At 39.9% G+C, this 12,434-nt stretch carries 11 protein-coding genes; 7 read left to right on the forward strand and 4 right to left on the reverse strand.

Annotated features, from left to right (window positions below; genetic code table 11):
- The first annotated feature begins 15 nt into the window (after positions 1–15).
- Entirely contained in the window at positions 16–624 is a 609-nt protein-coding gene (locus tag ACM46_RS06315; protein ID WP_131707548.1) for a hypothetical protein, read from the forward strand.
- A gap of 35 nt (positions 625–659) precedes the next feature.
- Here ACM46_RS06315 and ACM46_RS06320 read toward each other — a convergent pair whose 3' ends face one another.
- On the reverse strand, positions 660–2,240 hold the full coding sequence (locus tag ACM46_RS06320) for a flotillin family protein (protein ID WP_048505795.1): 1,581 nt from the start codon (positions 2,238–2,240) through the stop codon (positions 660–662).
- Positions 2,241–2,270: 30 nt separating this feature from the next.
- A complete protein-coding gene (locus tag ACM46_RS06325) occupies positions 2,271–2,837 on the reverse strand; it encodes an NfeD family protein (RefSeq protein WP_048505796.1) in 567 nt (188 codons plus the stop codon).
- A 591-nt stretch (positions 2,838–3,428) separates the two neighbouring features.
- Between ACM46_RS06325 and ACM46_RS06330 the strand changes: the two genes are divergently transcribed.
- The 5 genes from ACM46_RS06330 (at position 3,429) to ACM46_RS06350 (ending at position 9,993) form a co-directional block, all read left to right on the forward strand.
- On the forward strand, positions 3,429–3,833 hold the full coding sequence (locus tag ACM46_RS06330) for an HYC_CC_PP family protein (RefSeq protein WP_048505797.1): 405 nt from the start codon (positions 3,429–3,431) through the stop codon (positions 3,831–3,833).
- Positions 3,834–3,901: 68 nt separating this feature from the next.
- Positions 3,902–5,287, forward strand: a complete 1,386-nt coding sequence (locus ACM46_RS06335; RefSeq protein ID WP_048505798.1) for a TolC family protein — start codon at positions 3,902–3,904, stop codon at positions 5,285–5,287.
- A 15-nt stretch (positions 5,288–5,302) separates the two neighbouring features.
- On the forward strand, positions 5,303–8,455 hold the full coding sequence (locus ACM46_RS06340) for an efflux RND transporter permease subunit (protein WP_048505799.1): 3,153 nt from the start codon (positions 5,303–5,305) through the stop codon (positions 8,453–8,455).
- A gap of 12 nt (positions 8,456–8,467) precedes the next feature.
- Entirely contained in the window at positions 8,468–9,556 is a 1,089-nt protein-coding gene (locus tag ACM46_RS06345; protein ID WP_048505800.1) for an efflux RND transporter periplasmic adaptor subunit, read from the forward strand.
- An 8-nt stretch (positions 9,557–9,564) separates the two neighbouring features.
- Positions 9,565–9,993 (forward strand): hypothetical protein, encoded by a 429-nt coding sequence (locus ACM46_RS06350; RefSeq protein ID WP_048505801.1) that lies wholly within the window; start codon positions 9,565–9,567, stop codon positions 9,991–9,993.
- A gap of 405 nt (positions 9,994–10,398) precedes the next feature.
- Here ACM46_RS06350 and ACM46_RS06355 read toward each other — a convergent pair whose 3' ends face one another.
- Both ACM46_RS06355 and ACM46_RS06360 read right to left on the reverse strand, forming a co-directional pair.
- The gene (locus ACM46_RS06355) at positions 10,399–10,647 is read right to left on the reverse strand and encodes a NifU family protein (protein ID WP_002977212.1); all 249 of its coding nucleotides are present in this window, start codon (positions 10,645–10,647) and stop codon (positions 10,399–10,401) included.
- Positions 10,648–10,694: 47 nt separating this feature from the next.
- Positions 10,695–11,804: an Mrp/NBP35 family ATP-binding protein gene (locus tag ACM46_RS06360; protein WP_048505802.1), complete on the reverse strand. Its 1,110-nt coding sequence runs from the start codon at positions 11,802–11,804 to the stop codon at positions 10,695–10,697.
- Between the two features lie 158 nt (positions 11,805–11,962).
- Here ACM46_RS06360 and ACM46_RS06365 point away from each other — a divergent pair, with 158 nt between their 5' ends.
- Positions 11,963–12,418, forward strand: a complete 456-nt coding sequence (locus ACM46_RS06365; protein WP_048505803.1) for a hypothetical protein — start codon at positions 11,963–11,965, stop codon at positions 12,416–12,418.
- Positions 12,419–12,434: the final 16 nt, after the last annotated feature.

Raw genomic sequence — 12,434 nt, forward strand, 5'->3', positions numbered from 1 at the left:
TATATTAATATGGATATGGAAAAGATAGAAAGAGCAAAATCTACTATCTGGGATTTTGGAAATGAAATTCTTTATAACTTATGCAAAGAGCATTTTGAACATTTAAACGAGGAAGTTATTATCACAAAGACATTATTTATAGGAAGAATCTATGCTGCTGCAATTGAAAGAAGAAAAATAAAAATTGATCAAATTAACAACGATAATTTTTACATTACTAAAGTTGCACCAGCTTTTAAAAACTCAAATTTGGATAGTAATCTAAAAATCCTAAAAAATTCATCATTAAATAATATATGGGAAATCCTTACAACGCATAAGGAATTACAAAATATATTAAAGAAAATAACTAACCTTGATAAAAGATCTTTTTCATCTAAATATCTGCACTTTCATCTTCCGGATTTATTTTTTATTTATGATACCAGAGCTGTAAATTCTATGAATGAAAATTACCCACAAAAAATCCCTAATAAATATCGCGAGATAATAAACAGTGAACATGTGGATAGAGAATATGCTAAATTTTTCTGCAAATGTCTATTATTAAAAGAGCAATTGGAATCAGAAAGTACAGAAACCATCACACCTCGGATTCTTGATAATATTTTAATCCACCCATAAAAAATCCCTGAAAATAAAATTTTCAGGGATTTTTCTTATCCTTCTTTTGAAGAGTTATCCTTCGATGGTTCCGGATTCATATCATCAAAATTCTTTTTTTCTTTCTTTTCCGGAACAGTGATAATTTCTTTTTTCACCTCATCCGGTTTTCCTTTCAAATAATCGGGTAAATTAAGACCTGCCATATTAAACAGATCGTTCAGCGGAGGGACGGTTTTCATCATCCCTGAAACGAAATTGGCCGTAGAGCTATTTCCGTCCTGTCCATTTCCGCTATCCCAAACGGTTACTTTATCGATCTTGATATTTTTAACTGCTTCCACCTGGGTTTTAACCAATTCAGGAAGTTTTTCAATTAACAATAACTGGAAGGCGCTGTTGGTATCGCCTCCTGCAGCCTGTACTACTTTGTCATAACCTTCAGCCTGCTTCGTCAGAATCTCATAAAGACCTTTCGCTTCGGCTTCCATTTTAGCGAAAATAGCATCTGCTTCTCCTTTTGCCTGTAATCTGATTTTTTCAGCTTCGGCCTGGGCGTCAATGATGGCTTTCTGTTTTGCAATTTCTGCGTGGACTACAATATTGGCCTGTTGTGTAGAACGTTCTCTTTCTGCTCTTGCCGCTTCGGCTTTTTGTTCAGCAAGATAAGATTCTTCAAGAGATTTTGCAGCCTGTACCTTTTCTGCAGCCGTTGCGATTCTTAATGCTTCCGCTTCTTTTTCCCTTCTTTCGGCATCTGAGTTCGCAATGGTAATTTTTGCTTCGTTTTCCCCTTTTACCGCGATAGAGTTCGCTAAAGAAGTGGCAATTCTCGATTCTTTTTCAGCTTCTGCTTTACCGATAGATTCATCTTTTATAGCAGCGGCAATACTGATTTCTTTATCTTTTTGCGTGATGGCAATCTTTACATCTCTGTCTCTTTGCGTCTCGGCAATCTGAGTATCTTTTTCCCTGTCGGCAATTGCTTTTCCGGTTTCCCCGATTTTCGTTTGTTCAGCAACACTGATGATGGCTTCGTTAATCGCTTTTGCAGCCGCTTCTTTCCCCAAAGCTTCAATGTATCCGGATTCATCCCGGATATCCGTAACGTTTACGTTGATCAGTTTTAAACCGATTTTCTTCAATTCCGTATCTACGTTTTTAGAAATATTATCCAGGAACTTATCTCTGTCAGAGTTGATCTCTTCAATCGTCATCGTGGCAATCACCAAACGAAGCTGTCCGAAAAGAATATCTTTGGAAAGCTCCTGAATCTGCTCCTGTGACAATCCTAATAATCTTTCTGCTGCATTCCCCATAGAATCCGGTTCTGTAGAAATAGCAATGGTAAATCTACACGGTACGTCTACACGAATGTTCTGTCTGGATAGCGCATTGGTAAGATTAGCCTCAATAGAGATCGGTTTCAAATCAAGATAGGCAAAATCCTGAATCACGGGCCATACAAAAGCACCTCCCCCATGAATACATTTCGCAGAGCTGCCTCCTGTTTTTCCGTAAATAACTAAAATTTTATCCGACGGACATCTTTTATACCTCGAAATAAGGGCTAAAAATGTGACGAATAGTACAAATACAATAACTAGTATAAGAATAAGACTTCCTGGTATGGCCATAAATAGTTTTTATAAAATGGTTATAATGATTTAAATTTTTGATACAACAAGGATCTTGTCATAAATATAAACAACTCTCACCGAGTCTCCTGACTGAATTTTTTCTTTTTCTTCTGTCATAGCCTGAAGTTCGTGGCTGGTGCCGTTTAAAGAAATCGTAATTTTTCCTTTTCCGCTCATGTTTTCAGGAATGGTAAGATAGACTTCTCCGGCCCTTCCGATCAGATTTTCAAGTTTAAACGTATTGTCTTCCGTAAGTTTCATAATCTGAAGAATAAGGATAAAGAACAGGAATATAAATCCTGCCCCGACAAGGACTGCAATAAAGATCAGTAAAGCTTTACTTCCTATAGCATTATAAAAAGCAACGCCACTCCATCCAAACCCTAAAAGAAAGTTGATTAAATTTCTGAAAGAAAATAACTGAAACGGACTGTCCGCATGACTGTCTCCGCTAAAATCTGCGTGCGCAACCTCTCCATGACCTCCTCCGATAAAAGTAAGAACCGTTTGAATTAAAAAGATAAAGCTGGCTGCTATAGCCGTATACCAGAAGCCCTGATGCAGCGGCTCCAAATTTTGCAGAAATTCAAACATAAGATGCGTTTTTCACAAATATAATTAAAAAAAGCCACCAAACCAAGCTAAAATCCTATAAAAAGCAGTGATAAAGCAGGAAATTATCTGCTTTTAAACTGAGTTCAGATTAAGAGAGATATTAAAAGTTACGAGGTACGGGATTCGGGTTTGAGCGTGGGAGGGTTTTAGGGTTTGAGAGTTTCGGGAAGTGATGAGTTATAAATTATGAGTTTTGCTACGCGGCATTCGAGGTTAGAAAGTTGATGTCAAAAAATCCAGAAATATTGAATGGACCGACCCATATCTGGTGGCTGGGGCTCCCGAAGTCACCAGAAGCAATTTCCTCTGTCTAAAATCTGATGTCTGAAATCTGAAATCTTGGCTCTTGATTCTTGATTCTTGATTCTTTAATTTCCATTCACCATTCATTTGCGTAGCAAAATTGACTATTGATCTTCCTTTGACCATTGATCTTTCTAAACCTCAGCCTTAGCCTAGAGATTTGAAATCTTTCTATCCCGAGCTCAGTTTAAATTCCCTTTAAGTATAAACATCTACCACAATTTTATAACAGTGCCATCAGGATTAGATCTAATTTTATCCCGCGAAATGAAAAGAGTATTCCACCTATTTTTCCTTCTTCTTTATGTAGTAATTTCTTCAGGATTTACCACAAGTAAACATATATGCAAAGGAAATTTAAGTGAAATCCATGTAGGACTGAAAAATCTCTCCGATATGGACTGCACGAAATGCAGTACCAATAAAGAGAAAAACCACGGAAAATGCTGCAAATTAGAAGTAAAAAAGGTCTACAGAGCAGATAATCTTACGGCGTCCCACAAAAATCTGCCTGTTAAGTTTTTATCGGCTTCCATTCCTTACCATAATTTAGGAACCGTATTTGAAATTTCAGGGACTTATTCAGAACAGCCACCTACCCTTTTCGACTTCACCGAAGATCGCTCAAACTATCCTTCCCTATACATTCTCCATTGCGTTTACAGAATTTAGAATAACATTGAATCTTGTCGTCCCAAATCCGGGATCCTAATGTTCAATATTCATTCTAAATCAATCTTATGAATTCAAAATATAATGCCCTCATCATACTGTTGGGCTGCCCCGCCATTTTCTTTGGGCAGCATACCAGCCTGGAAGATGTATTGACGAGAGCCGGGAAAAACTATCAGTCTATCCAGAAAAAAGAAGTCTATATCAAAGCTTCCCATGAACGGCTGAATCTTCAGAAAACCTATTATTTGCCGGAAGTCACCCTGATGGCCCAGCAAAGTTTCGGAACCATCAACGCACAAAACGGCCCTATGTACAGCCAGGGTGGACTGGGAGTAGCTTCCACTTCAATGCCTCTTGCAGATCAAAACTGGAATGCTGCATTCGGAAGTTTATATCTCGCCAATATCAACTGGAACGTCTACTCTTTCGGAAGGCTTAAAACCAAAGAACAAATTGAAACCTCCGATATTGAAGTACAGAAATCTGATCTCAATCAGGAGATTTTCCAGCATCAGATCAAAGCAGCCGGAGCATATTTTAATTTACTGGTAAGTCAGCGACTGGAAAATGTACAGTTTGAAAACCATAAACGCTCAGAAGTCATTTACACCATTGCAAAAGCAAGAGCCGAAAGCGGATTAATTCCCGAAGTGGATGCTTCACTGGCGAAAGCAGAAATGTCTAATGCCCAGACTGCCATTATCAATGCCAATGATCATGTTCTGGAATACAATAAAAAACTCGCCGATCTTTTGGCTGAAAACTTCACCAGCTATCAACTGGATCATTATTTCAGTGAAAATACGCCCTTAATGATGGCCGAAACCTCTTCATTGGAGAAACACCCAAGTATCCTTTTTATTAACCAAAAAATTAATAAAAGTAAATTTCAGGAAGCTCATCTGGCCACCACAAGACTCCCTTCACTTTCTCTCTTCGGAGTTTTCCAGGGACGGGGATCCGGTTTTGGATGGAATTATGTTCAGGACAATTCGGCCTACACTTCGTCTTATTTAAAAGGAGCCGGTGTAGACCGGATGAATTACATCTTCGGGTTTAATTTAAGCTGGAATCTTACAGACTTTTACAGAAACAGCTCAAAGGTTAATGAACAGAAACTGATGACTAAAGCTTTGGATTATGACCATCAGCTGCTTCATCAGGAACTGACCAATCAGCAGAGTCTCGCAGAATCGAAATTCAAAAATGCACTGTCCAAAGTAACTGAAGCCAAAGTACAGATGGAAGCCGCCACTGATGCTTTTCACCAGCAGAAAGCTTTGTACGAAAACGGATTGACTACTATTGTGGATTTTACGCAGGCATTGTATCTGCTGAACCGCGCAGAAATCAATTATGAAATTGCGAAAAACAATTCCTGGCAGGCCGTCGTACTGATTGCGGCTTCCACGGGAGACATTTCAACGATTACCAGAGCCATTATCCATTAACCTAAAAACAGACTCATGAATCTTATAAAGTTTGCATTACGCAGACCGATATCTGTAATGGTATTGGTACTCGGCCTGCTGTTCTTCGGAATCAAGGCAGCCAAAGATGTAAAAGTAGATATTCTTCCGGAGATGGATCTTCCGGTAGTTTATATAGCCCATTCCTTCAACGGATATACTCCGCAGCAGATGGAAGGGTATTTTACCAAAATGTATGTGAATATGCTTTTGTTCACGAACGGAATCAGAAGCATAGAATCCAAAAATACACAGGGACTCACCCTGATGAAAGTTAATTTTTATGAAGGAACCAATATGGGGGAAGCCATTGCACAGATCAATGCGCTTTCTACCCGTTCACAGGTATTTTTACCACCCGGCGCACCGCCTCCATTTATTATTCGCTTCGACTCGTCTTCGCAGCCTGTAGGACAACTGGTATTCCGAAGCAGTACACAGACGAATAATCAGCTGCAGGATATTGCCAATTTCAATGCGCGTCCCTTCCTGATTGCTATTCCGGGACTTACTACTGCGCCACCGTTTGGAGGAAGCCCACGAACCATAGAAGTGAATGTAGATCCGTACAAACTCCGCGCGCACAGCTTATCTCCGGAACAGGTGGTTGAAGCCATAAGCCGTAACAATATCACGTCTCCGTCCGGAAATGTATATATTGGTGATACGAACTATTTAACTCCAACCAACAATACGGTAAAAAAGGTTGAGGAACTGGGAGATATTCCTCTTTTCAAAGGAACAGCAGATAACGTGTATATCCGTGATGTGGCAACAGTAAAAGACGGGGCGGATATCGCTACAGGTTATGCTTTAATTGATGGAAAACGCTCCGTTTATATCAATATTGCAAAAGCCAGTAACGCTTCTACCCTTGATGTGGTCAATAAACTGAAGGAAGCGTTGCCAAAGATTCAGAGGAATATGCCTGAAGGCGTACAGATCTCCTATGAATTTGACCAGTCAGTATATATTTCCAGTGCTCTGAAAAGTTTGATTGTTGAAGGAATTCTTGGAGCCTTACTTACAGGACTGATGGTGATGCTGTTTCTCAATGACAGACGTGCCGCTCTGATCGTTATTCTCACCATTCCGATTTCTGTTATTTCCGGAGTTTTATTTTTAAAATTATTCGGGCAGTCCATCAATATCATGTCGTTATCCGGACTGGCATTGGCCATCGGAATTCTGGTAGACGAAAGCACGGTAACCATCGAGAATATTCACCAGCATTTTGCCATGGGCAAAACCAGAGCTCAGGCCATTTGGGATGCCTGTAAAGAAATTGCCTTTCCAAAATTACTGATCATGCTCTGTATCCTGGCTGTATTTGCTCCTGCCCTGATGATGAGCGGAATCCCGGGATCTCTGTTTATGCCTCTGGCCATGGCGATCGGGTTTTCTATGATTGCTTCTTTCATCCTGTCGCAGACTTTTGTTCCTGTGATGGCTAACTGGATGATGAAACATGATCCTAAGACCTGTGAAAATCACAAGCCGGATTGGTTCAGTGGTTTCCGTGACCGTTTTGTTGGCTTTTTATCTTCATTGATGAAACGAAGAAAAATCATGGTCAGCATCAGTCTTGCAGCTGCATTATGTGCAGGACTGGCACTTTATCAGATTACGGGAAAAGATGTCCTTCCGACAGTTAATTCACGACAGTTTCAGGTCAGAATAAAAGCTGCCGAAGGAACCAGAATTGAAGTTACGGAAGTCAAAGTGAAAAAGTTTTTAGAGCATCTTAAAAATAAGGTAGGAAAAGACAATATTGCCATTTCTTCGGTATTTATCGGGCAACACCCTTCTACATTCGCTGTAAGTCCGATTTATTTATACAATGCCGGACCTCATGAAGCGTTAATGCAGGTCGCCATGAAAGAATTCAAAGGAAATTCAGATGAGCTGAAAGATGAGCTCCGTGCCTACTACAAAGAAAAAATGCCTGATCTGCAGATTTCTTTTGAACCAATAGAACTCACGGAAAAGATTCTAAGCCAGGGTGCCAACAATCCAATCGAGATCAGAGTTTCGGGAATGATGAAAAAAATGAACAGGATGTATGCGGAAAAGCTTTTAACCAAACTGAAAGAGATTGAATATCTGCGCGACCAGCAAATTCCACAGTCTATGAGCTATCCTGCCCTACAGATCAATATAGACAGGGTACGTGCAGCACAGCTTGGACTGGATGCTCAGGATATTGCCAAATCACTGGTTGCTGCAACCGCTTCCACCCGCTATACCAACAAAAACTTCTGGGTTGGCGGTATGATGGGAATTGCCTATGATGTACAAGTACAGACGCCTCAAAATATTCTTAACAGCAAAGAGGAACTGGCTAATCTACCTCTGTCTAAAAATGCGGACCGTCCTGTTTTAGGTGATGTTGCTTCTATAACCTCAGCCAAAGAACTTGGAGAAAGCTACAATCTCGGGACTATGGGTTACACCACGGTAACTGCAAATACCCATAAAAAGGATCTGGAACAGGCTTCCAAAGATGTAAAAAAAGCCATCGAATCTTTGGGTGAACTACCTAAAGGAGTGAATATTGAACTCGCCGGAATGACTCCTGTGCTGGATGAAACACTGAGCAGTCTGGCTTCGGGACTTCTCGTTGCTATTGTGGTGATATTTCTGATGCTTGCTGCTACTTTCCAGTCTTTCCGGGTATCGCTGGTTATTTTAACGACTGTTCCGTTCGTTGTTGTAGGATCACTTGCTTTGCTTAAACTTACCGGTTCTACGCTGAATCTACAGTCTTATATGGGACTGATCATGTCAATCGGAGTATCTATTGCCAATGCGGTCCTGCTGATCAGTAATGCCGAAACCATCAGAAAATCAACGGACAATGCTCCGGAGGCAGGAATTGAAGCGGCCAAACTCCGTATTCGTCCTATCATCATGACGACTCTGGCTATGGCTGCAGGAATGCTTCCTATGGCTATAGGATTCGGAGAAGGAAGTGACCAGGTTGCCCCTTTGGGTAGAGCCGTGATTGGAGGACTGATCTTCTCTACGTTCTCTGTACTCGTTATTCTTCCGTTAGTATTCGGATGGATGCAGAAAAATGCAGGAATCGTTTCACCATCGCTGGATCCTGAAGATAAGGAAAGCATTCATTATTTAAATCCCAACCCATAAATTTTTACATCAATGAAAAACATTATAATATATACAGCCATTACTATAGGTCTCATGAGTATTCAGGTTTCCTGTAAAGAAGAAAAAACCTCTGCTCCACCTGCAGAAATGAAACCTATGATGATGCACAGCATGGAAACTGTGGAGATCAAAAAGAGCAATCCCAAAGTGGAATTAAAACTTCCCGGTGAACTGATTCCGGATCAGGAAACTGCTTTATTCGCGAAAATACCGGGTTATGTAAAAAAGATCAACGCAGATATTGGTTCTTATGTGAGTGCAGGACAGGTTTTAATGGTTCTGGAAGCTCCTGAAATTCAGTCACAGGCTGCTAATGCCAAAGCCAGATGGCAGGCACAGGAGGCGATTTACGTTGCCACCAAATCTAATTATGACAGAATGTACAGAGCCAATGAAACCAAAGGAGCTATTGCGAAAGATGCATTAGATCAGATTACGGCAAGAAAACTCTCGGATCAGGCTCAGGTAAATGCGGCGAAATCAGCGTACCGGGAAGTACAGGACATTAACCAATATTTGGTTATCCGTGCTCCTTTCAGTGGAATTATTACGGAAAGAAATGTAGATCTGGGAGCTTATGTAGGTCCGAATGGCGGCGCTCCGCTGATGGTGATTCAAAATACCTCAAAGCTGCGTTTGAGCCTTTCGGTTCCTGAAGCTAATGTTCAGTATCTGCAGACCGGAGATACTATTTCATTCCGAATCAGCGCCATTCCGGAGAAAAACTTCAAAGCGACTATTTCCAGAAAATCAGGATCGTTGGATGTAAAGTTGCGTTCAGAGAAAATTGAGGCAGATTTTATTAATCATTCAAGAGAATTAAAACCTTTTATGATTGCAGAATCCGTTATTCCTCTACAAAACCGGGAAGCTACGTTCTTTATCCCGAGATCTGCCCTGGTAGAAAGTAATATGGGGATTTATATCATCAGAAATGAAGGAGGCAAGACCAAGTTTGTTCCTGTAAAAAAAGGAAGGATACTGAACGATATGATCGAAGTTTTCGGAGAACTGTCTGAAGGTGATAAGATCATTAAAAAAGGAAATGAAGAAATTTTAGAAGGAGTAAACATCAAATAATATCAATAATGAAAACAATATTCAGAAACACAGCCCTTATTATTTTTGGAGCGACTATTCTATATGCCTGCGGCAATGAAAAAAGTAAAAGTACTCCACAACCTGAACCTGTGCAAAAAGTACAGCCTGTAGCCTCTTCAGGGAAGTATAAAAAAGGAGATCAGGTCCCGAATGAAACCGTCTGCATGGTTAATAATGCCTACATGGGCAAAAAGCAGATAGAAGTTCCGCATGACGGAAAGATCTATTATGGCTGCTGCGAAATGTGTGTGGAAAAGATCCCCAACGACAAAAGTGTACGGGAAGCCATAGATCCTTTTAATGGAAAAAAAGTGGATAAAGCTACAGCTTATATCGTAATGATCAGTGATGAGGGAGAAGTGGCTTATTTTGAAAACGAAGAGAACTACAAACAGTTTTTAGCACAAAACTCATAATCTATATTTTTCTAATCTTGTTTTTGAGGCCTGGTGAATTTTTTCATCGGGTCTCTTTTATTTAGGGTGATAAAAAGTTTTTTGGTTAAACGCAATGGCGCAAGGAGTGATGAATAGGGCTCTTTTAAGGCGCGAGGATTTTATCTGTGATAAAATGGTATAGTGTGATTATAACTGAAAAAAGAGGATTGGGTGATTTGTTTTTTTATACAAAGTTTTAATTTAATCATGCATAGCTTAGAGTACAAAAAGAGGGAATCAATTTCATTGATTCGATGAAGTGGATGGATTCATAATGCTGTAAAAATCTGTAGAATTGGTGGGATCTTTTATACAAAATCTGAAATCAGAACAAAAAAAGACAGGCTTAAAAAACCTGTCTTAAAAAATATTTCGTGTAATTTTTTACTCTACATTGATTACTTTTTCAATTTCCGGAGCATGTTGCTTAATGGTATTCTCCACCCCTAGTTTCAGGGTAGAAAAATTCAGCGAACATCCGGAACAGTTCCCCAAAAGTTTTACAAAAACCTGGTTGTCCTTCACGTCAATAAGCTCAATATCACCTCCGTCCTTATTCAGGAACGGTCTGATGCTTTCCAGAGCTTCCATTACTCTCGTTACAGTATCTTCGTGTGTTATATTTGTTTCCATATTTCTTTTATTCAATTCGGCTTTTTTCAAACTTGAGTTGAAAATAATTATTTTTTTGCTTTCGGTGAGCATCCTGCCATCGTTGTAATCTTTACAGCTTCTGTAGGAGGAAGACTTTTGTTTCTTTCTACCAGGCTTTCCACCATATTTCTTGCTGTTTCAGTGTAGATTTCTCCTATTTTAGAGCCTTCCTGAAGCGCAGCTGGTCTTCCAACGTCTCCGGCTTCTCTGATGCTCTGGATCAACGGAATCTCTCCCAATACCGGAATCCCCAGATCTTCAGCAAGATACTGAGCTCCCTGCTTTCCAAAAATATAGTACTTGTTATCAGGAAGTTCTTCCGGCGTAAAATACGCCATATTTTCGATTAATCCAAGAACCGGGATGTTAATACTTTCCATCTGGAACATCGCAATCCCTTTTCTTACGTCTGCCAATGCCACATGTTGAGGGGTACTTACAATCACAGCACCCGTAACAGGTACTTCCTGAATAATGGATAAATGAATATCACCAGTTCCCGGAGGAAGGTCTATCAAAAGGAAATCCAATTCACCCCAGGCAGCATCTCTGATCATCTGATTCAAAGCTTTTGATGCCATAGGACCTCTCCATACCACAGCCTGATTGGCTCCTGAGAAATACCCTATTGAGAGCATTTTCACCCCATAATTCTCTACAGGCTTCATCATGCTTTTTCCGTTCACTTCTACAGAGATTGGTTTTTCACCTTCGGTATCAAGCATGGTAGGAACGGAAGGACCATAAATATCGGCATCCAGCAATCCTACTTTAAAGCCCATTTTAGCTAAAGTAACCGCCATATTTGCAGAAACCGTAGATTTTCCTACGCCCCCTTTTCCGGAAGCAATAGCAATAATATTCTGAATTCCCGGGATCTGTTTACCTTTGATCTGACTCTGCTGAATCTCACTTGGTTCCGGAGAAACAATTTTAAGTTTTAAGTGAATATCTTCTCCAAATTCACTGGCAAAGGCCTGCTTCATAGCTGCCTCCAGCTTTTTCTTTTCGTGCATTGCCGGTGAATGGGCAGTCATGTCTATATACACATCGTTACCCATTATTTGAAAATTACTCACCAAATCGTCTACTTCTATCTCTTTAAGGAAATCTTGAACCTTTTCTTTCGTCAACATACTAAATATAAATTGTTCACAAATTTACGGTTTTTTTTGACAATTTAGAATCAATAAAATCTATAACCTCATGTGATAAATAAGATGACAAAACAGACTTGCCACATATTTCTTATCTTCACAGGCAGAATAGAATTTCACCATCACAAAATACACGTATGAACCCTACCGCTTATCCTTCTAAATATGCTTCTCCCAAAGGTATCTTCACTGTTGGAAATACCCGATTCAAATGGTATGATCTTGCCGAAGACCCTGCCGTTATTTCCTCTCAGGATATCAATAATGCCAAAATATGCATTGAAAATGCTGACGAAAATTTCCAGAACAAAGATGATCTGGGATTTGTGATTATGCACAGATGCGGCGAAAAATATCTGCTGCTGGTCTGTACATGGAGAAGCGAAAACGAACTCTGGGAAAGTGTGTATTACGATGGTTCCGGAACGTTTGAAGTCTGGGACAGAAATCAGGTTCATCTTCCCACCTATTGTGTATGGGAAATGGGAATTGTATATCATGAATCCCAATCCTGGAAAAGGTTTCTGGGCACGGACCGAACAGAATCTCACAAGCAAAATTATTTAAATGACAGGTTCGAAGGAGAAGTTTAAATGATATTAATCAGCT

This window comes from Chryseobacterium angstadtii, assembly GCF_001045465.1.
Classification (GTDB): Bacteria; Bacteroidota; Bacteroidia; order Flavobacteriales; family Weeksellaceae; genus Chryseobacterium; species Chryseobacterium angstadtii.